Source organism: Frigoribacterium sp. AC394 (assembly GCF_979258095.1).
The window spans coordinates 743782-764190 of sequence record NZ_OZ409834.1 but is presented as its reverse complement, the minus strand read 5'-3'; the positions used below and the strand labels follow the sequence as shown (position 1 = coordinate 764190).

At 71.4% G+C, this 20409-nt stretch carries 19 protein-coding genes; 14 read left to right on the top strand and 5 right to left on the bottom strand.

The features are described from left to right. The first annotated feature begins 127 nt into the window (after positions 1–127). From pyrH to ACZZY9_RS03420, 7 genes are all read left to right on the top strand, one after another. Positions 128–847, top strand: a complete 720-nt coding sequence (pyrH, locus tag ACZZY9_RS03450; RefSeq protein ID WP_192058301.1) for a UMP kinase — start codon at positions 128–130, stop codon at positions 845–847. A gap of 72 nt (positions 848–919) precedes the next feature. Beyond that, complete coding sequence (frr, locus tag ACZZY9_RS03445) at positions 920–1438, top strand: ribosome recycling factor (RefSeq protein ID WP_197981716.1); 519 nt, start codon at positions 920–922, stop codon at positions 1436–1438. Continuing rightward, positions 1439–2437, top strand: coding sequence for a phosphatidate cytidylyltransferase (locus ACZZY9_RS03440; protein WP_320479056.1), 999 nt, complete (start codon positions 1439–1441; stop codon positions 2435–2437). It abuts the gene before it with no gap. Between the two features lie 55 nt (positions 2438–2492). Further along, positions 2493–3056 carry a DivIVA domain-containing protein gene (locus ACZZY9_RS03435; RefSeq protein ID WP_463462998.1) on the top strand — a complete coding sequence of 188 codons (564 nt, stop codon included), beginning with the start codon at positions 2493–2495 and terminating at the stop codon, positions 3054–3056. A 255-nt stretch (positions 3057–3311) separates the two neighbouring features. Further along, positions 3312–4001, top strand: coding sequence for an aggregation-promoting factor C-terminal-like domain-containing protein (locus ACZZY9_RS03430; RefSeq protein ID WP_463462997.1), 690 nt, complete (start codon positions 3312–3314; stop codon positions 3999–4001). Positions 4002–4119: 118 nt separating this feature from the next. Beyond that, positions 4120–4425, top strand: coding sequence for a hypothetical protein (locus ACZZY9_RS03425; RefSeq protein ID WP_463462996.1), 306 nt, complete (start codon positions 4120–4122; stop codon positions 4423–4425). Then, positions 4422–5186, top strand: a complete 765-nt coding sequence (locus ACZZY9_RS03420; RefSeq protein WP_463462995.1) for an alpha/beta hydrolase — start codon at positions 4422–4424, stop codon at positions 5184–5186. The genes ACZZY9_RS03425 and ACZZY9_RS03420 overlap by 4 nt, the downstream gene beginning before the upstream one ends. Positions 5187–5308: 122 nt before the next feature. Here the strand turns inward: ACZZY9_RS03420 and ACZZY9_RS03415 are convergent, their stop codons facing one another. From ACZZY9_RS03415 to ACZZY9_RS03405, 3 genes are read right to left on the bottom strand one after another with little or no spacing between them, the layout of a single operon-like run. Then, positions 5309–5944: an AI-2E family transporter gene (locus tag ACZZY9_RS03415; RefSeq protein ID WP_463464629.1), complete on the bottom strand. Its 636-nt coding sequence runs from the start codon at positions 5942–5944 to the stop codon at positions 5309–5311. After that, positions 5866–6366: an AI-2E family transporter gene (locus ACZZY9_RS03410; RefSeq protein ID WP_463462994.1), complete on the bottom strand. Its 501-nt coding sequence runs from the start codon at positions 6364–6366 to the stop codon at positions 5866–5868. Before ACZZY9_RS03410 ends, ACZZY9_RS03415 begins: the two co-directional genes overlap by 79 nt. 55 nt (positions 6367–6421) lie before the next feature. Beyond that, the gene (locus tag ACZZY9_RS03405; RefSeq protein WP_463462993.1) at positions 6422–8272 is read right to left on the bottom strand and encodes a DivIVA domain-containing protein; all 1851 of its coding nucleotides are present in this window, start codon (positions 8270–8272) and stop codon (positions 6422–6424) included. A 256-nt stretch (positions 8273–8528) separates the two neighbouring features. Between ACZZY9_RS03405 and ACZZY9_RS03400 the strand changes: the two genes are divergently transcribed. Together ACZZY9_RS03400 and ACZZY9_RS03395 are read left to right on the top strand one after the other, a co-directional pair. Beyond that, positions 8529–10304, top strand: coding sequence for a hypothetical protein (locus ACZZY9_RS03400; RefSeq protein WP_463462992.1), 1776 nt, complete (start codon positions 8529–8531; stop codon positions 10302–10304). After that, positions 10301–11290, top strand: a complete 990-nt coding sequence (locus ACZZY9_RS03395; protein ID WP_463462991.1) for a tetratricopeptide repeat protein — start codon at positions 10301–10303, stop codon at positions 11288–11290. The genes ACZZY9_RS03400 and ACZZY9_RS03395 overlap by 4 nt, the downstream gene beginning before the upstream one ends. Before the next feature lie 146 nt (positions 11291–11436). On the opposite strand, the gene glgB is transcribed toward ACZZY9_RS03395, so the two are convergent. Both glgB and ACZZY9_RS03385 read right to left on the bottom strand, forming a co-directional pair. Continuing rightward, positions 11437–13740, bottom strand: a complete 2304-nt coding sequence (gene glgB / locus ACZZY9_RS03390; protein ID WP_463462990.1) for a 1,4-alpha-glucan branching protein GlgB — start codon at positions 13738–13740, stop codon at positions 11437–11439. Between the two features lie 11 nt (positions 13741–13751). Then, positions 13752–15752: an alpha-1,4-glucan--maltose-1-phosphate maltosyltransferase gene (locus ACZZY9_RS03385; protein WP_463462989.1), complete on the bottom strand. Its 2001-nt coding sequence runs from the start codon at positions 15750–15752 to the stop codon at positions 13752–13754. 379 nt (positions 15753–16131) lie between these two features. Here ACZZY9_RS03385 and ACZZY9_RS03380 point away from each other — a divergent pair, with 379 nt between their 5' ends. The 5 genes from ACZZY9_RS03380 to ACZZY9_RS03360 are packed head-to-tail and all read left to right on the top strand — an operon-like array spanning position 16132 to position 20120. After that, positions 16132–16707 (top strand): alternate-type signal peptide domain-containing protein, encoded by a 576-nt coding sequence (locus ACZZY9_RS03380; protein WP_463462988.1) that lies wholly within the window; start codon positions 16132–16134, stop codon positions 16705–16707. Positions 16708–16748: 41 nt separating this feature from the next. Continuing rightward, a complete protein-coding gene (locus tag ACZZY9_RS03375) occupies positions 16749–17354 on the top strand; it encodes a TasA family protein (protein ID WP_463462987.1) in 606 nt (201 codons plus the stop codon). Continuing rightward, positions 17351–18280 (top strand): hypothetical protein, encoded by a 930-nt coding sequence (locus ACZZY9_RS03370; protein WP_463462986.1) that lies wholly within the window; start codon positions 17351–17353, stop codon positions 18278–18280. Before ACZZY9_RS03375 ends, ACZZY9_RS03370 begins: the two co-directional genes overlap by 4 nt. Next, a complete protein-coding gene (locus ACZZY9_RS03365; protein WP_463462985.1) occupies positions 18271–19464 on the top strand; it encodes a hypothetical protein in 1194 nt (397 codons plus the stop codon). The genes ACZZY9_RS03370 and ACZZY9_RS03365 overlap by 10 nt, the downstream gene beginning before the upstream one ends. Next, on the top strand, positions 19461–20120 hold the full coding sequence (locus tag ACZZY9_RS03360) for a signal peptidase I (RefSeq protein WP_463462984.1): 660 nt from the start codon (positions 19461–19463) through the stop codon (positions 20118–20120). Before ACZZY9_RS03365 ends, ACZZY9_RS03360 begins: the two co-directional genes overlap by 4 nt. Positions 20121–20409 lie beyond the last annotated feature (289 nt).

The window sequence follows — 20409 nt, the reverse complement described above, 5'->3', positions numbered from 1 at the left end:
GATGGGGTCTGAGACGGTCATACGTCTCAGGCCCCATTTCCGTGTCCGCCGCCGATCCCGGTCGGGCGGACAGCGTCCAGCGCCGAGTCGCTAACCTGGCTACGGCCATGAACGAAGGAGACCCCACATGACATCAGACATCACCGGACGCCGACGGGTCCTCCTGAAACTCTCCGGCGAGGCCTTCGGCGGCGGCCAGCTGGGCGTCAACCCCGACGTGGTGGGCGCCATCGCCCGAGAGATCGCCGACGCCGCCCAGGACGTCGAGATCGCCGTGGTGGTCGGCGGCGGCAACTTCTTCCGTGGCGCCGAGCTGAGCCAGCGGGGCATGGACCGCGGCCGGGCCGATTACATGGGCATGCTGGGCACGGTGATGAACGCCCTCGCCCTCCAGGACTTCCTCGAGCAGGCGGGTGCGGCGACGCGCGTGCAGTCGGCCATCTCGATGACCCAGGTCGCCGAGCCGTACATCCCGCGTCGTGCCGAGCGCCACCTCGAGAAGGGCCGGGTCGTCATCTTCGGCGCCGGTGCGGGTCTGCCCTACTTCTCGACCGACACGGTCTCCGCCCAGCGCGCCCTCGAGATCGGCGCCGACGAGGTGCTCGTCGCCAAGAACGGAGTCGACGGCGTCTACTCGGCCGACCCCCGCCACGACCCCTCGGCGGTCAAGCTCGAGACGCTGACCTACCAGGAGGCGCTGGTCAAGGGGCTCAAGGTCGTCGACTCGACCGCGTTCAGCCTCTGCATGGACAACGGCATGCCCATGCACGTGTTCGGCATGGAGGGCGGCGGCAACATCGCCCGGGCCATCCGTGGCGAGCGCATCGGAACCCTCGTCAGCAACTGACGACTAAGCTCGACAACGAATCTAGGGAGCATTGTGGCGATCAACGACGTACAGAACGAGACGCGCGAGAAGATGGAGCGGGCACTCGAGTCCGCCAAGACCGACTTCGGTCAGGTCCGCACCGGGCGCATCAACCCGGCGCTCTTCCAGAAGATCCCCGTCGACTACTACGGCACCCCGACCCCTCTGGCGCAGCTGGCATCCCTCCAGGTGCCCGAAGCGCGGACGATGATCGTGACCCCGTACGACAAGACGGCGCTCAAGGAGATCGAGAAGGCCATCGCGACCTTCCCGAACCTCGGTGCGAGCCCGACCAACGACGGCACGCTCGTCCGGGTCACGATCCCGGAGCTGACGCAGGAACGCCGCAAGGAGTTCGTCAAGATCGTGCGCAGCAAGGGCGAAGACGCCAAGGTGCAGATCCGCAACATCCGGCGCAAGTCGAAGGACGATCTCGACGCCCTCAAGTCCGAGGTCGGCGACGACGAGGTCGCTCGTGCCGAGAAAGACCTCGAGGCTCTGACCAAGGGGTACATCGACTCGATCGACGAGGCGTTGAAGAAGAAGGAAGCCGAGCTGCTCGAGGTCTAGATGAGCGACGCTCCTGACGGCCCTCGTCCTGACGATTCGGGGCCGACCCCCAAGACCACCCTCGGTAGCCGTCGGGCCGACTTCGACGCCAGGGCGCAGGCCGCTCGTCACGACCTCGAGAACCAGCTCCGCACGCGCCGCGCCGCGCTCGGTGCCCGCAACGAGAAGCTGACCGCCCGCACAGGGCGCAACCTCCCCGCGGCCATCGGCGTCGGCGTCGGTCTCGGCGGTGCCGTGCTCGTCAGCCTGATCTTCGAGCCGGCGTTCTTCATGATCGTGGCGGCGGCCCTCATCGGGTCGCTGTGCTTCGAGCTCGCGAGCGCACTCCGCTTCGCAGGTCGCGACGTACCGCGCCTGCCGAGCGTCCTCGCCGGTGTCGCCATCGTCCCCGCCGCCTTCTACTTCGGTGCACAGGGGCAGTGGCTGGCGCTGGTGGGGGGCATCCTCGTGGTGTCGGCGTGGCGGCTCGTCGAACTGGTGCGTCCTTCGCACCGCACCAGCGCCTCCTCGGTGGCCCGCGACATCGGCGCCGGCGCGTTCGTGCAGATCTACTGCGCGTTCCTGGGCAGCTTCATGGCGCTGATGGCGGCTCAGCCGAACGGCGCCAACTGGACTCTCGCCGCGCTCATCATCGTGATCGCCGTCGACACGGGGGCGTATGCGACGGGTCTGTCGTTCGGCAAGCACCCGATGGCTCCGCGGATCAGCCCGAAGAAGACCTGGGAGGGCTTCGCCGGGTCCGTAGCGGCGAGTCTCATCGCGGCGGTCCTGCTGTCGTGGCTGATGCTCGACGAGGCCTGGTGGTTCGGTCTCATCCTCGGTGGCGTGATCATCGTGACGGCGACCATCGGCGATCTCTCCGAGTCCCTCATCAAGCGCGACCTGGGGATCAAAGACATCTCGACCTGGCTGCCGGGCCACGGCGGATTCCTCGACAGGCTCGACAGCACGCTGCCGTCGGCGGCCGCGGCGTACGCCCTGTACCTCATCGTCACCTGACGCACGGGGCATCCGCTCAGGCGGACCCAGGGCGTCGGTGCGGCATGATGGTCTGGTGAAGACGACATTCCCGATGGCTCAGAACGGTCGACTCGGCTACGACGTGACCGAGGTCGAGTCGTTCCTGGAGAGGGCTCGCGCGGCGTACTCGGGCGCGGCGCCCACGCGCGCCACGCGGTCCACGTCGATCGACTCCGAGCAGATCCGTCGCACGGCCTTCACGATGGCCAAGGGCGGCTACTCCACGTCGCACGTCGATGCGGCCCTCGAGCGTCTGGAGGACGCCTTCGCGAGTCGCGAGCGCGAACGGTCGCTCGCCGGCGAGGGTGACGCCGCCTGGTTCGCGGGTGCGCGTTCGGCGGCGGAGGAGATCGTGGCGCGTCTCGATCGGCCGACGGGCCATCGGTTCGACCGGGTCGGTATCGTCACGCAGGGTTACCACCCCGCCGACGTCGACAGCTTCGTCCGCAGACTGAAGGGGTACTTCGGCGATGGCGAGGCCCTGAGCATCGACGACGTCCGCGCCGTGGTCTTCCGTGCGAAGCGGGGCGGGTACCGCGAGGTCCAGGTCGACGTGCTGCTCGACGCCGTCGTCGACGTGATGCTCGCCGTCCGCTGAATCGACCCGCCGAACCTTCCTGCGCGCAGGCCAGCGCACGCCGGCCCGCCTTCGCCGAACCCGCCGAGGCGATCGCCTCCCGTGTCGACACGCATCACGTCGTCCTGGCCAGTTCCCGAGACTTCGGTTATTCTTAGTCCACTTATGGGTAGGCACGCTGCAACTCCGACGACCGGCATCACTCCTCGAGAGCACCCGGCGCTGGTCGCGAGACCCATCGCGGCACGCCGTATGGTCCCCGCGTCGAGTCTGGCCGTGACCGCTCCGACCCCTGCGCCTCGGCGCCGTCGGGGGCGATACGTCCTCCCAGCGTGCGGCTTCCTCGCGTCGTTCGCATTCGTGTCGGCCTCGCTCGTGAACCCGATCTCCGGTGCCGAGGCGACCACCCGCGTCGTCGGCGGTGCCAGTGTGCTGGTCGCGCCCGGGCAGTCGTACTCCGTCATCGGCGCATCGGCCTCCACGGCCGATCGAGACGGCTACGACGTCACCCTGCCGCCTCCGCCGCCCCCGCCCGAGCCTGAGCCGGTCGTCACCGAGGAGGCCGACGACGTCGACGCCTCCGTCGTGTCGACGTCGGAATCGGCCGTGGCCCCGGCGCCTGCCCCGGCGGCCCCGGCGGCACCCGCTGCGGGCACCCCCGATCCGGGCAGCGCGAAGGCCATCGCCGCGGGCATGGTCTCGGCCCGAGGCTGGGGCACCGGCGAGTACGACTGCCTCGTCTCGCTGTGGAACAAAGAGTCGGGCTGGAACGTCTACGCCTCCAACGGCTCAAGCGGCGCCTACGGCATCCCGCAGTCGCTGCCCGGCAGCAAGATGGCGACGGCCGGCGCCGACTGGCAGACGAACCCCGCGACGCAGATCACCTGGGGTCTCAACTACATCTCGGGCGTCTACGGGTCGCCCTGCGGCGCCTGGTCGCACTCGCAGGCCGTCAACTGGTACTGATCCCGTCCACGTGCACCGGACGGGTCGTCCGGGGCACGATGGCGCCACCGGCTCGGCCGCTGGAACCGCAGCGGGACTCTGACGATGTCAGCAGCGCCGCCGCGATACGGTGGTGGTCATGCCCCGAAGCAATCGACCGCGACGCCCTCGCGACACACGTCGACCTGATGACGAGCCTGCGAACGACATCACCCGGGCGATCCGGGGCGGTGCGGTCGTCGAGACCCGACATGGCCGGTCATTCACCGTCCAGTCCATCGGTGCGTCGTCGTCCGTCAAAGAGTACGTCTGCCCCGGCTGCTCGCTGATCGTCGCCCCCGGTACGGCGCACGTCGTCGTCTGGCGTGCCGACGGGCTCTTCGGCGACGCCGACGACCTGGCGTCCCGTCGTCATTGGCACACCCACTGCTGGAGGATCTCGTGACCGACCCGACCCGCTCGACCGACCCGACCGACCCGACCGACTCGACCGGCTCCGTCGAGGTGCGGGGCGGCGTCCTGCTGCCCGCGCGCCGTCGCGACGTCGAGCTCCGCACCGGCGATGGTCTCCGCCTCGTCGGCGAGCTCTCCGTTCCCACCGACCGCCCGCCGGTCGGCACGCTGGTCGCCCTGCATCCGCTGCCGACGGCGGGCGGGTTCATGGACTCGCACGTGATCCGCAAGGCCGCCGCGCGCCTCCCCGCCCTGGCCGACCTCGCGGTGCTGCGCTTCAACTTCCGTGGCGTGTCATCGCCGAGGGGGCGGTCCGAGGGCGAGTTCGGCGAAGGGATCGCCGAGGCCGCCGATCTCGCGGCCGCAGTCGCGTTCGTGCACGACGAGGGTCTGCCCACGCCGTGGCTGGTCGGCTGGTCGTTCGGCACCGAGGTCGCGCTGAAGCATGGGCGCGGCGTCGAGACGGCCGGTCTGCTGCTGCTGTCACCGCCCCTGCATCGCACCACCGACGCCGAGCTCGCCGCCTGGAACGACGTCGCGACGCCGATCGTGGCCGTCGTGCCCGAGTTCGACGACTACCTCCGACCCGAGGAGGCGCGGCGCCGCTTCGCCGTCGTTCCCCGCGCCGAGGTCGTCGCCGTCGAGGGCGGCAAGCACCTCTGGGTCGGCGAGAAGCAGACGACGCGCGTGCTGTCGGAGATCGTGCAGCGGGTCGCTCCGCAGGCGCTGCCGCTGCCCGCCATCTGGCCCTGAGCCGCTGCCGGCTACCGGAGCGGACGTGACCGCAGATCGCGTGCGATCGCACAGCGCCCGGCGCGCCAGCGGTCGGACGAGCGTCGTCAGCGCCAGCGTCAGCGTCAGCGTCAGCGTCAGCGTCAGAGCGTGTTCTGCCGGGGCACGAGCACCTCGCGGATGATCAGGAGCACCGACGCGGCGAAGGGGATCGCGATCAGGGCCCCGAGGACTCCGAGCAGCGTGCCGCCGACGAGCGCCGCGATGACGACGATCACCCCGGGCACCCTGACCGCACGGCGCATGATGCGCGGGCTGAGCAGGTACGCCTCGATCTGCATGTAGACGAGGTAGTAGACGGCGGCGGTGATCCACGTCGAGGGCGAATCGGGCAGCAGGGCGACCTGGGCCAGCACGATGATCGCCGAGCCGCTGATGGTGCCGACCAGGGGGATGACCGACCCCACGAAGGCGATGGCCGCGAACACCGCGGGCTGCTCGGCGCCGATGATGCTCAGGAAGATGAAGCTCAGGATGCCGTTGATCGCGGCGAGGGTGAACTGGCCGATCACGTAGCGACCCACCGAGTCGCCGATCTGCTCCGCGATGACGATGAACTTCGGGCGCTTCGAGGCCGGCACGAGCTGGTAGACCGCACGCTTGACGCTGTTGATCGACGACGTGAAGTACAGCGTGAGGATCAGGACGACGATGGTCGCGAAGAGCCCGTTGCCGATCGCGACGCCGACCGCCAGGACCCCGCCGCCGATCGTGACCACGTTGTCGGGGTCGCCGAGGAACGCCACGACCGAGTCGAGGCCCTGCTGCACGTCGAAGACGTTCTGGGGTACGAGCTCTGCAGGTTGTCGACGAACTGCTGCGTCGTGACGCTCTGCAGGTAGGTCACGAGGTTCGTGATCAGCGCCGTGGCCTGACTGACGATCATCGGGACGATGGCGAAGACGACGCCGACGACGGCGCCCAGCAGGGCGACCATGACGAGGGTGATCGCGAGGGTCCGAGGGACGCGCCGCTTCTCGAGCCACGACACGATCGGGTCGAGACCGAGGGCGATGAACAGCGCGGCGCCCACGTACGTGATGATCGTGGACAGCTCGCTGACGGCACCGCCGATCACGAGGGCGACGAGCACGCCGAGCCCGGCCAGGAGGCCCAGCCGGAACGGATTGTGGATCTTCACGCGGGCTCTACTCCTCTTCGGCGGCTGAGTCGTTCAGCACGGGGCCGCCGCGTGACTACTCTGGCGCAACCTTCGCGGCTTCGCTCAACATGGCGCGGAGGTTCTCGAGGTACGAGGCGACCGCGTCGCGCTCGTCCCGCAGCTCCGAGAGTCGACGCTCGGCGTCGGAGACGAGGTCGCGGGCCCGGTTCTCGGCCTCCGTCACGATGTCGCGACTGCGCACCTCGGCGTTGGTCAGCACCTCGTGCGCGGTCGAGTCGGCCTCGCCGCGCACCGTCTTCGCGTGGTCGTGAGACGAGCGCTCGAGCTCGTCGGCCTCGCGGCGCACGTCGACGGCCCGCTGCCGGGCCTCGTCGAGCTGCGCGTGAGCGTCGTCCAGGTAGTTCTGCGTCTCGGCGACGGCCGCCTGGTGTCGGGCGACGAGGTCGCGCTCGAGCTCGTCGAATCGGGTCGTCCGTTCTAGCGCGAGAGCCGTCCGGGCCTCGTCCGTCTCGCGGGCGACGAGCGCCTCGGCGCGGTCGCGTTCGGCGGCGAGCCGGGCGCGGATGGTCTCCGCCTCGTTCTCGAGTCGTGCGCGCTGCGCCTCCTCGTCGTCGAACAGCCGCGCCTGGCTCTCGGCCACCTCGGCGTCGAGGTCGGCACGGGCGTTCGCCGTCTCGGCCTCGACCTGCGCCCGGTGCTCGGCGGCGTCGCGTTCGAGTCGCTCGGCCTGCTGCTGGACGTCGCGGGCCAGGCGCTCACGGGTCTCGACGGTGGTGCGCTCGATCTCGTCGCGGGTCGTGGTGCGGTCGAGCTCGATCTCGTCGCGGGCCGCTCGGGCCTCGCGCTCGAGCTCCGCACGGGCGGTCTCGATCTCGAGCTGGAGCCCGGCTCGCATCTCGAGGGCCTCGGTCGCCAAGGAGGCGCGGGTCGTCTCGACCTCGCGGCTCAGGTCGTCGCGGCCGGCGTCCACCTCGCGCTCGAGCGCCGCGCGCGTCTCGGAGACGTGGCGGGCCAGCTCGGCGCGCTGCTCGGCGATGTCGCGGTCGAGTTCGGCGCGACGGTTCGCGACGTCGTCGTCGAGGTCTGCTCGAGCGCCCGTGATCTCGCGCTCGAGATCGGCGCGACGGGTGGTCACCTCGACCTCGAGCTCGGCACGGGTGGTCTCGTCGAGGCGGGCGAGCTCGGCACGGAGCGTGTCGCCCTCGCGGTCGAGGTCGGCGCGTTGGCGTTCGCTGTCGCTGATGAAGAGGGCGCGGGTCTCGGCCGTGGTGCGGGCCAGCTCGGCGGCGTCGGCACGGGCCTCGGCGACCTCGCGGCCGACGACGTCGCGCTGCTCGGCGACGTCCCGTTCGGCGTCGGCGCGCAGCGCGGCGGCCTCGTGGCGGGCGGTCGACACGTTCTCGGCGGCCTCGGTCGCCGCGGCGCCGCGCATGGCGGACGAGTCGCGCTGCGCCTCCTGGAGGAGCGAGCGGGCCTCGTTGCGGGCTCGGGCGACCATGCGGTCGGCATCGGCACGGGACTCGTCGATCTGGGCGGCGGCGCGACCCCGGGCGTCACCCAGCACGGCGTCGGCGCGCTCGGTGGCGTCGGCGACGAGTCGCTCGGCCTCGGTCGTCGACGAGCGCCGCAGCTCTTCGGCGTCGATGTCGGCCTGGCTGACGAGGCGGGTGGCCTGCTGCTCGGCGAGGCGGAGGGTCTGCTCGAGCTTGCTGCCGAGACCGGCGTAGGTCGGGGTGCCGGCCTCGTCGAGCTCGGACTGCAGCTCGTCGAGGCGACTCTGCAGGCGCTTGAGGTCGTCGACCGTCTCGGCGCGGTCGGTGTTCGACTTGATCAGCTCGCGCCGCAGGTCGCCCAGCGCGCGGTCGACCTCTTCTTTGCGGTACCCGCGGAGTTCCGTCCCGAATTCCGATTCGTCAGCGGCCACGGTGTCTCCTCTTGCTCGGCGGCGGGAACGAGATCGCTCGGCCCGGACCCGACGATTTTAGCGGGCGAGGGACTGGTCGCCACCCGGCCTGAGAGGACTTCTCGTCGGTCACGCGCCTCCCAGGTCTTTTCGGATACGCTGAGCCGTCTTAAAGTCTGCTGCCGCGCCCGGCCATCCGGCCAGGCCCGCGCCGGCGTGGCCGTCCCGAGCGGTTCGTCGCGACCCGACCGGGATGGTGGCACGGAGGGAGAGAAACGTGCGTTTCATCATCGCAGTGTTCGTCGTCGTGCTGGCGGCGCTCATGGTGGCCCTGGGCTTCGCCCAGCGGACCGTCTTCGCGCCACCTCCCAGCGTCTCGTCGACCGTCTCGACCTCCGACTCCGAGGCCCGAATCACGGTCGTGCCCTCCGAGGCGCTGCACGGTCACGACGGCCGCCAGACGGTGAGCATCTCGGGTGCCGACACGGCCTTCGCCGCCACGGGCCGCACCTCCGACGTCCTCGGCTGGGTCGGCGACTCGGCCTACAACGAGGTGTCGTTCGACGAGACGAGCGGCGAGCTCGTGAGCACGGTGGTCGACGGCGACACCGCCGACGTCCCGAGCCCCGCCGACTCCGACCTCTGGAACGCCGAGTACGCCGGGGCCGACCCGACCTTCTCGCTCGACGCCCCCGACGACGTCTCCCTCGTCGTCGTGTCCGACGGCGCCGCGCCGGCACCCGACACGATCCGGGTGACCTGGCCGCTCTCGACCGCGACGCCCATGGCCGGTCCGCTGATCGCCGGTGGTCTCCTCGTGCTGCTGATCGGCGTGCTGCTCTACATCTGGGCGATCGCCCACCACCGCCGCAACCGCGGTCCGCGCCGGCGCTCCGGTCAGGGCAAGCCCCTCCGTCCGACCCGACGGACGCGGCGTGAGCCGTCGAGCCTCGGCGACGGCGGCGCGGGCGACCGTCGAGCCATCCGTCGTTCCGTGGCGATCGTGCCCGTCGTGCTGGTGGGTGCCCTGGCGCTCTCCGGCTGCACCGCCGACTACTGGCCGAGCGCCGTCGGGGGCACCGGTTCGGGTCCGTCCGCGACGCCCACTCCGACCAGCACCGGTGCCGCGTCCGACGACGAGCAGGACGACCTGCAGCCCCCCGTCGTCAGCGTCGCGCAGGCCGAGCGCATCGTGAAGCGCATCTCCGCCGTGGCCTCGCAGGCCGACGGGACCCTCGACGCCGAGCTCGCCGCCACCCGCTTCACCGGGCCGGCCCTGGCCCAGCGCGAGGCCAACTACGCCCTGCGCGACAAAGACGCGGCCGCCGCCGAGCCCATCGCCATCCCCGAGGGCGACGTCACCCTGACCCTGCCCCAGCAGGCCGACACCTGGCCCCGCAGCGTCTTCGCCATCGTCCAGTCCGACGACACGGCCGTGGCGCCCATCGCGCTCACCCTGGTGCAAGAGGAGGCGCGGGCCAACTACCAGGTCGAGTACCTGACCAGCCTCGAGGCCGGGGCCACGCCTCCCACGGTCGCGCCCGCCAGCATCGGCGCCGCCCGGCTCTCGCCCGACGTCAAGCTGCTGACCCTGCAGCCCGATCAGCTCGCCACGGCCTACGGCGACATCCTCGCCGACGGCGACGAGAGCGAGTACGCGCCGCTGTTCGAGTCGGAGGGCGACACACTCCGCGAGAAGATCGGCAAGCCCTACAAAGACGCCAAGCGAGAGGCCCTCCCCGAGACCGCCTCGATCGACTTCGCCTCGAACCCCGACGACGACCCGGCGGTCGCTTTCGCGACGAACGACGCCGGTGCCATCGTCTCCGTCGCCCTGAACGAGGTCGAGACCGTGAAGCCGACAGCCGAGGGGGCCGAGGTCAACCCGGCCGGTGCGGTCAAGACCCTCACCGGCATCGAGAAGACGACGAAGGGGATCGAGGCGACCTACGGCGTCGAGCTGCTCTTCTCCGTGCCGGCCGTGGGCAGCGACCAGAAGATCGTCCTCCTCGGATTCAGCCAGGCCCTCATCAGCGCTAAGGAGCTGCCATGACCAACGTCCCCCCTCTGCCCGCCGGTCTCCGCGGAGCCGTCGACCTGTCGTCGCTGGTCGAGCGACCGTCCGCTGGCGGTGCCGGCCGACCGGCGCCCGCGACCGGGGGAGCACCCGGCGCCCCCGACGGCGGGGCCGCGGCCACCGTGGGCGTCCCGTCGCTCGTGATCGACGCGACCGACGAGACCTTCGCGCAGTTCCTCGAGCTGAGCAACACCGTGCCCGTCATCGTCGACCTCTGGGCCGAGTGGTGCGGGCCGTGCAAGCAGCTCTCGCCGGTGCTCGACAAGCTGGTGACCGAGTACGCCGGTCGTCTCGTGCTCGCCAAGGTCGACGTCGACGCGAACCCCCAGCTGACCCAGGCGTTCCAGGCGCAGTCGATCCCCGCGGTCGCCGCGGTGGTCGGCGGTCGACCCGTGCAGCTGTTCGTCGGGGCCCTCCCCGAGGCGCAGGTGCGCGACGCGTTCGAGCAGGTGCTCGAGCTCGCCGCCCAGAACGGCGTCACCGGCCGGGCGGTCGTCGACGGCGCCCCCGACGTGGAGGGCGAGGCCCGCGAGCCCGAGCCCGAGCCGCTGCCCCCGCACCATCAAGACGCCTACGACGCCATCGACCGCGGCGACTACGACGCGGCGATCGCGGCCTACAAGACGGCCATCGCCCAAGACCCCCGCGACCAGCTGGCCGTCGCCGGTCTCGCGCAGGTGTCGCTGATCGCCCGTCTGCAGGGGGTCACGCTGGCCGAGGTCCGCGAGGCGGCTGCGGCCGACCCGGCGGATCTCGACGCGCAGCTCGCCGTGGCCGACCTCGACGTGAGCGGCGGACATGTCGACGACGCGTTCGACCGGGTGCTCACCGTGTTCCCGACGCAGGACGCCGCGGGGCGTGACAGGGCCCGCGCGCGCCTCCTCGAGTACTTCGAGATCGTCGGAGCCGACGACCCCCGGGTCGTCGCCGCGCGCCGCCGTCTGACGATGCTGCTCTACTGAGCCGACGCCGGACGCCGACGCCCGGACGCCGACCCCGGCGCCAGGCGAACGACGAAGGCCCCCGTCCGAGAACCGGACGGGGGCCTTCCGCTGTCGCGGGCCGCTCCGAGGAGGCGCGGATCGTCACGACCCCGCCGCCTCGGGACTCAGGGGCGGCGCTTGAGCCAGAGCACTCCGAGTGGCGGCAGCAGGACGTCCGCCGAGGCGGGGCGCCCGGCCCAGGGGCTGTCCGTCGCCACGACCGAACCGTAGTTGCCGACCCCCGAGCCGCCGAACTCGACGGCGTCGGTGTTGAGCACCTCCTGCCAGGTGCCGGCCTCGGGGAACCCGAAGCGCATCTGCACGGGCTGACCCGACCAGTTCGCGAGGACGGCCACGCTCTCGCCGTCGCCGGACTTCCGCATGAAGGCGACGACGCTCTGCTGCGCCGCGCCTCCGTCGATCCACTCGAAGCCCTCGGTGTCGAAGTCGTGCGCCCACAGCGCCTTCTCGGCGCGGTACACGCTGTTCAGCTTCGAGACGAGGTCGAAGATCTGCTGGTGCTCGTGGCGGTCGAGCACCGACCAATCGAGACCGGCCTCCTGGCTCCACTCGGTGGGCTGGCCGTACTCCGAGCCCATGAAGAGCAGCTGCTTGCCGGGGTGGCCCCACATGTACGCGAGGTAGGCGCGCAGGTTGGCGCGCTTCTGCCAGTCGTCGCCGGGCATCTTCTCGATGAGCGAGCCCTTGCCGTAGACGACCTCGTCGTGCGAGATCGGCAGCATGAAGTTCTCACTCCAGGCGTAGTGGAACGAGAAGGTGATCTCGCCGTGGTGGTACGAGCGGTGGATCGGATCCTTCTCGACGTAGTCGAGGGTGTCGTGCATCCAGCCCATGTTCCACTTCAGACCGAAGCCGAGGCCGCCCTCGCTGGTCGGACGCGAGACGCCGGGCCAGCTGGTGCTCTCCTCCGCGATCATCACGATGCCGGGGTGGCGCTTGTAGGCGGTGGCGTTCGCCTCCTGCAGGAACGAGATCGCCTCGGTGGCCTCGCGGCCGCCGTGCTCGTTGGGCAGCCACTCGCCGTCGTTGCGGCTGTAGTCGAGGTACAGCATCGAGGCGACGGCGTCGACGCGCAGTCCGTCGATGTGGAACTCCTCGAGCCAGTACAGCGCATTCGCGACCAGGAAGTTCCGCACCTGCGAGTCGCCGAAGTTGAAGACGAGGGTGCCCCAGTCGGGCTGCTCGCCGCGACGCGGGTCGGAGTGCTCGTAGACGGCGCGTCCGTCGAAGTTGCCGAGGGCCCATTCGTCTTTCGGGAAGTGCCCGGGCACCCAGTCCATGATCACGCCGATGCCCGCCTGGTGCAGGCGGTCGATCAGGTAGCGCAGGTCGTCGGGCGAGCCGTAGGTGCTCTGCGCCGCGTAGTAGCCCGTCACCTGGTAGCCCCACGAGCCGCCGAACGGGTGCTGCGCGAGCGGCATGAACTCGACGTGCGTGAAGCCGAGGGCCGTGACGTAGTCGACCAGCGGGTCGGCCAGCTCGCGGTAGCCGAGCCCCGGGCGCCACGAGCCGACGTGCATCTCGTAGACGCTCATCGGGCCGGCGTGCTGGTCGCTCGCGGCGCGCTTCTCGAGCCATGCGTCGTCGGACCAGGTGTGCTCCGAGCGGGTGATGAGGGAGGCGGTGGCCGGGGGGACCTCCGACCGGCGCGCCATCGGGTCGGCGCGTTCGACCCAGACGCCGTCGGGCGTGAGGATCTCGTACTTGTACGCGCCCTCGGTCACGCCGGGCACGAAGATCTCCCACACGCCGTTGCCGTCGAGGCGACGCAGCGCGTGCAGCGCGCCGTACCAGCCGTTGAGCTCGCCGATCACACGGACGGCGTGCGCGTGCGGTGCCCACACGGCGAACGAGGTGCCGGTGACGCCGTCGTGCTCGCGGACGTGCGAGCCGAGCACGTTCCAGAGCTGCTCGTGGCGGCCCTCGCCGAAGAGGTAGAGGTCGAGCTCGGAGACCGTGGGGGAGAAGCGGTACGGATCGTCGGCGACCCAGGGTGCGCCTCCTTCGTAGCTCGCCTCGATCTCGTAGCCGCCGAGCGGTTCGTCGGCGACGCCCTGCCAGAGTCCGTGGCCCACGTGCTCGAGGGTCACGACCTCCGAGGAGGCGCCGGTCACCGTGACCGTGGCGGCCAGCGGTCGGACGACGCGAACGACGGTCACCCCGTCGCGGGTGTGCTCGCCGAGCAGCGCGTGCGGGTGGCCGTGACGACCCTCCGCGGCGGCCGCGACCTCGGCGTCGTCGAGGTCGGGTGCGGTCGGCGCCACAGTGGGCTGCTCGACAGGCTCCTGCGCGGCGGGCTCCTGTGCGGCGGGCGTCTGCTCCGACGGCGTCGGCTCGACGGTCAGGTCGACCGGGACGTCGGCGGGCGTCGGGTCCTCCGCGGGGGCGGGGGTGAAGGGGGAGGTCATCTCGGGTGCTCCTACGGTGCGCGGTTGAGGTCGACGGTCAAGACGTGCACGGGCTCGACGAAGGCGTCGAGGCGGACGTAGTTGTCGTCGCCCCACGTCCACGACTGGCCCGCGATCAGGTCTCGGACCGTGTACGTGCCGCCGGGGGTCAGGCCGAACTTCGTCACGTCGAGGTGCACGGTGGTCTCGCGGGCCGAGTGCGGGTCGACGTTGGCGACGACGATCACGGCGTCGGCGCGACCGCTGCGGGTGTGGGCCCGCGACAGGTACTTCGAGAAGACCAGCACGGCGTCGTCGTCGCTCGAGTGGATCTCGAGGTTCCGCAGCTGACGCAGCGCGGGGTGCGATGCGCGGATGCGGTTCAGCTGGGTGAGGTACGGCGCGATCGAGGCGCCGGCCGCCTCCGCGGCGGCCCAGTCACGCGGCTTGAACTCGTACTTCTCGTTGTCGATGTTCTCTTCGCTGCCGGGGCGCGCGACGTCCTCGATCAGCTCGTAGCCCGAGTAGACGCCCCAGGTCGGCGATGCCGTCGCGGCGATCGCCGCACGGATCTTGTACGCCGACGGGCCGCCGTACTGCAGGTACGGGGTGAGGATGTCATGGGTGTTGACGAAGAGGTTGGGCCGGAGCCAGCCGCTCGTCTCCTTCGACAGCTCGGTGAGGTACTCCTCGAGCTCCCACTTCTCGTTGCGCCAGGTGAAGTACGTGTACGACTGGTGGAATCCGACCTGGGCGAGCGCCTGCATCATGGCGGGCTTCGTGAACGCCTCCGACAGGAACACCACCTCGGGGTTCGTGCCGCGGATCTCGTGCAGCAGCCACTCCCAGAAGCGGACGGGCTTCGTGTGCGGGTTGTCGACGCGGAAGATCGTCACGCCGAGGTCGATCCAGTAGCGGACGATGCGGAGCACCTCGCGGCTGAGACCGTCGTAGTCGTTGTCGAAGTTCAGGGGGTAGATGTCCTGGTACTTCTTCGGCGGGTTCTCGGCGTACGCGATCGTGCCGTCGGGCAGGGTCGTGAACCACTCGGGGTGCTCGGCGACCCAGGGGTGGTCGGGCGAGCACTGCAGCGCGAGGTCGAGGGCGAGCTCGAGGCCGCTGTTCTTCGCCGCCTCGACGAACCAGCGGAAGTCGGCGACCGTGCCGAGCTCGGGGTGGATGGCGTCGTGCCCGCCGTCGGGCGAGCCGATGGCGTAGGGCGACCCCGGGTCGTCGGGCCCGGCCGTGAGGGTGTTGTTCGGCCCCTTGCGGAACGTGGTGCCGATGGGGTGCACGGGCGGGATGTACACGACGTCGAAGCCCATGCGGCTGATCGCGGGCAGGCGGCGGGCCGCCGTGCGGAACGTGCCGCTCTTCCAGCTGCCGTCCTCCTGCTTCTTCGCGCCCTCGCTGCGGGGGAAGAACTCGTACCAGCTGCCGAGCCCGGCCCGGCTCCGCTCGACGCGCAGGGTCTCGGTGCCGCTGCGGGTGCGGAGGCTGGCGAGCGGCTTGCTCGCGAAGACGGCGGCGAGGCGCGGGTCGGTGGCCACGCGGAGGCGCGCGCCGGCCGAGAGGGAGGGGTTGCCGAGGGCCGTGGCCGCGTCGCGGACGAGGACCGTCTCGGGGTAGTCGTCGATCGCCGCGGTCAGCAGCTCGCTGCCCAGCGCGAAGGTCACGTCGACGTCGATCTCGGCGGGGATCTTGATCTCGGCCGTGTGCAGCCAGGTGGCCCAGTCGTCGGTGTAGGCCTCGACCTGCCAGGTCCAGTCGCCTTCGATCTCCAGCTGGACCTCGGTCGTCCAGCGGTCGGTGCCGGGGATGCCCGCGGTGAGCGGGTGCCTCGTCGTCGCACCGTTCGGATCGACCAGGAGGAGGTCGGCACCGATCAGATCGTGGCCTTCGCGGAAGACGGTGGCGCCGAACGGCACCACCTCGCCCGAGAAGGCCTTCGTCGGGAACACCCGGTCAGGGGTGGTCGGGGTCAGTGCCGTGACGGGGATCCGTCCGACCTTGGGCTCGTATGCAGTCGACACGCCAGCGACGCTACCCGGTCTGAGGCGGGGTCGGCCCTGGTGATGGGCGGCGTCCCCCGAGATCACCTGAACAGGTCCATTCGGGGTACAGAATGGTGTCCGCACCGGTGGGGACAGACCGCCGCGTTCATTTTTACCCCCCGTTCTGGGTCAGTGCATATGCATAAATACCCGTGTCCGCACTTTGGGGGACCGCTAGTGTCGTAGGAGTCAGCACGGCCTGCCCGCCCGGTCATCCCACCGAGAGCCCGGCGCCGCCGACACAGTCTCCGGTCGTCACCGACCGGTTCCCCCTCTCACCCGCCCTGCTGGGGCGTCCTCCCGACGGACGCCGCCCGCGGTGCTCGTCGCGCCCTCCTCGAGGGCTGATCGGATCGTCATGAACAAGCTCGTCAAAGGCTCCATCGCCGCTGCTGCAGGCATCGCCCTCCTCCTCGGCGGCGCGGGCACATTCGCGCTGTGGAACGCCAACACCGAGGTCGCCGCGGCGAGCGTCACCTCGGGCACGCTGGCGCTGACGACGAGCGGCACGGGCACCTGGACGGACATCACGAACGGCCGGAACGCCGCCATCTCCGACGTGTCGCAGTTCAAGATCGTCCCCGGCAACAAGCTCCGCTTCACGCAGACCATGAAGATCGACGCGTCGGGCAACGACCTCGTCGCCGACCTCACCTACTCGGCCGCCTCCATCACGGGATCGCTCAAGAACGTCGCCGTGACGTCGATGGGCGTCTCGAGCGCCGCCGGCTCGTCGACCCTGCCCGCCGGCGTCACCGCCGACACCGCGACCGCCGGCAGCTTCGTCGTCCGCCCCGTCGCGGCCGGCAGCACCACCGCCGTCGTCACCTTCATCGTCGAGCTGCCGCAGGCCACCGAGAGTGCTGCGAGCATGAACGGCACCCTCGACCTCAGCAAGCTGACCTTCACGCTCAAGCAGCGCGCCATCGCCTGATCCCCTACGATCACGACCACCACCGAGACGGGAGCCGCGCGATGAGCCGACACGGGACGACGCAGCGTCGTCACCGCGCCGAGCCCGTCCGCGGCGTCCGCGGCCTCGGTGGTCTCGTGCGTCCGCTGTGGTCGGCGACGGGGATCGTCGTGATCGGGCTGCTGGCGATCGTCGCGACCGCTGGCGGCACCTACGCCCTCTTCAGCACCTCGGCCACCACATCGGCGTCGGTCGTCACCTCCGGCTCGGCCGGGGTCGCGGTGACCAGCGTGTCCGCCCTCGACGTCGCGAAGCTCGGCCCCGGGCGCTCGGTCTCGGGCACCTTCATCGCCAAGAACACCGGCACCGTCCCCCTCGCCCTGCGTCTCACGGGCACCGCGCCGACGTCCACCGACGCCGCCGTGGTCGGCGAGCTGCGTGCCACCGCCGCCGTGCTGCGGAGCGGCACCGCGTGCACGATCACGACGGCCGGCACCTCGGCCCGCGCGGCGAGCCTCGACACGGGCTCGTCCTGGACGACGCTGCCCGCCGGTCAGTCCCTCACGGGGTGCCTCGTCCTCACCCTCGACTCCGACGCCCCCGCCACCGTCCAGTCGAAGAGCGCCCCCGTCGGCTTCGTGCTGGCCGGCACGCAGGTGGCTCCGTGACCGGCCGTCACGCCCGTCGCCGGCCCGTCGCGGCCGGTCGGCGTCTCGCGCTCGCCGTCGTGGCCGGCGTCGTCATCGGCTCGACCCTCGCCGCCGGGGGCGCCGCCGTCGCCCTCTGGACGACGAGCGCGCCGGTCTCCACGAAAGCGGCGACGGGGGCCGTGGCGCTCAGCACGACCGACCCGACCTCGCTGCAGCGCGACTACACGGCGTCGGTGCCGGCGATCACGGGAACCTGGTCGTTCACGAACACCGGCTCGGTCGACGCCGACTACTCGACCATCGGGTCGCTCGCCTCGGGCAGCTCCGCCGACCTCGCCTCCTCCATAGCCGTCGTCGCCTGGCCTGTGCCCCGCGGCTCGACCGCGGGCGCCTCGTGCACGGCGTCGGCCGCGGTCGGGTCCGGGGCGGTCTCGGGGACGTGGTCCGCGCCTCCTCGGCTGACGGGCTCGCTCGCCGCCGGCGCCTCGGCCGCCTGGTGCATCCGCTCGTCCACGTCGACGACCTCGCCCCTCGGTCGCGTCACCCCGGTGCTGCGGGCGACCCTCGCCACCGGTTCGTGGAGCGCCTCCCCGCAGCAGCGGAGCTTCGTGCAGAACAACACGGTCGCGCCCCGCAAGACGGCGACCTGCTCGACCACCGACATCTACTACGCCCGCCTGCACTTCGACCCGTCCGACCGCCCTCTCGAGACGACGTACGGCTCGTTCGTCGGCTCGACGCGGGTCGGCACGGCGACCGAGACCGGTCACTACCCCGAGTTCGGCTTCACCCGCGAGACGCTGCCGAAGGACCCGTACGGCGACGGGCCGATCACCGTCGACATCCGCGTCGTCGTGAACGGTGCGCCGGGGGCGATCGCGGCCACCGGCGTGGTCGTGGGCGGTTACGACCCGAACGGCCTGAGGAACATCCAGTGCCCGTGATCGGGCGGCCCGCGCTCCGCAGGACGACGGTCGGGGCGGCCCTGCTGGTGTCGCTCGCCGTCGCGGGCGCCGTCGCGCTGCCGGGTCTCGCCGCTGCACGCGCCGCCGAGGCGGCATCGTTCTCGCGCGCGGCCTCCGGGCCGAGGCTGATGGTGAGCGACGACGGGCGGCTCTGGCAGGCCCGTCTCGACTCCGGGCTCTTCGCCGACGGCCTGCCGCTCGTGCCCGGCGGCTCGACCTCGGGCACCTTCTGGGTCAAGAACACGACCTCGGAGCCGGCCATGCTCGGCGCCCGCATCGTCGGGATCACCTCGTCGACGACCGAGTTCGCCCAGGACGTGTCCGTGACGGCGTGGGCCGAGGGGCTCGACGACGGCGATGCGGTCGACGGCGACGATGCGGTCGACGGCGAGACGCTCGGCGGCGAGGCGGAGCCGGACGGCGTCGCGCTCGACGGCTCGCCGTCCGTGCTGCCGCTGGTCGAGGAGGCGCCCGTCGCCGATGCCGCGCCCGTCGCGCAGGCCGTGCCGCTCGTCACCCTCGACTCCCCGTCGTGCTCGGTGGTCATGCCCGCGACCCTGCTGCCGGCCGGTCAGGAGGCGCCGATCACCGTGGCCCTGCGGCTCGCGGCGGACGCATCCGAGGCCTCGGCCGCGCAGTCGGTCGGAGTCACCGTCCTCGTCACGCTCACCGGTCAGGGCGGCGAGACGCTGGATCCATGCGGCTCGACCGCCGGTTCGGAGACCGGCGCGGGCGGCGGGTCGGCAGACGAACGAGCCGACGACCAGGAGGCGCGCGCCGCTGCGACCGGCGGCTCGACGTCGGCCGGATCCGCATCGTCGGGCTCCGTGACGAGTGCCGCGAGACCGGCGACCGGGGCGGTCTCGATCGAGGCCGCCTCCGGCGGAGAGGGCGTCGACGGCGGTGCGACGGCGGACGCCGGCTCGGATGCCGTCGCGGGAGCGATCCCGTTCGTCAGCGTCCCGTTGCCGGGGGAGTGGCTGCCGATCGCCGTGGGCGTGCTGGCCCTGCTCGGCGGCGGGTACGTCGCCCTCGGGCGTCGTCGCCGCGACCGCGGCGACGCGGTGGACGCCGGCGACCGGGCCGACTCGGGCGAGCACGCCCTCGAGGCGCCGAGCCTGCTCGTCGGAGGGCCCCGCATGACCGACCGGAGGCGTCTGTGACCGCGCGCCGCGCCTCCTCGGCGGAACGGGGGCTGCTGCACAGCATCGGCGTCGGGCTCAGCGCAGGGCTGCTGCTGGTGGTCGTCGCGCTCGCCGTGCTGCTCGTCATCGTGCCCAAGGCGACCGGGTCGACGCCTCTGACCGTGCTGACCAGCTCGATGGAGCCGAGCCTCCCGCCGGGGACGCTGCTCGTCGTCCGCCCGACGTCCACCGAGGATGTGCGGGTCGGCGATGTCATGACGTACCAGATCGAGTCCGGTCGGCCGGAGGTGATCAGCCACCGGGTGATCGAGATCGTGTCGGCGTCGGACGGCACCACGTCGTTCGTGACGAAGGGCGACAACAACTCCGCCGCCGACGAGAAGGCGGTGCTGCCCGTCCAGGTGCGCGGCACGCTCTGGTACAGCGTCCCGTGGCTCGGCTTCGTGAACCAGGCCGTCAACGGTCAGGCGCGGGCCTGGATCGTGCCCCTGCTGGCCGTCGCCCTGTTCGGCTACGCCGGGTACATGATCACCTCGGGTCTCGTCGCACACCGCTCGGAGCGGCGGCGCGGACGGGGTCGGGGGCGACGGTCGGCCGGGCGGTCCGAGGGTGCGTCCGAGGGTCGGTCCGAGGGTCGGTCCGCAGACTCGACTCAGGGCCGATCCGGGAGCTGATCCGACGGTCGTCCGATGGTCGATTCAGGGTCCTACCACCGGTCGTCGGAGCTGTCTCGGGGTGACCCCCCGGATTGGGGTGCGAGTGCGCGACCGGACGTGCTTGTCGGCCGTTTGGGGGACCGCTACAGTCGGGGACGACGACGCGGCCTGCCCGCCCGAGGCGACATCCGCCCCGAGAGCCCGGCGCCCGTCGATCGGTGGTGTCGCATTGCTGACACCCCGCCGGATTCATCGACGGCCCGGACCCGAGGCCGTCGCGTGCGACGGCGAACACGGCGAGCGACGG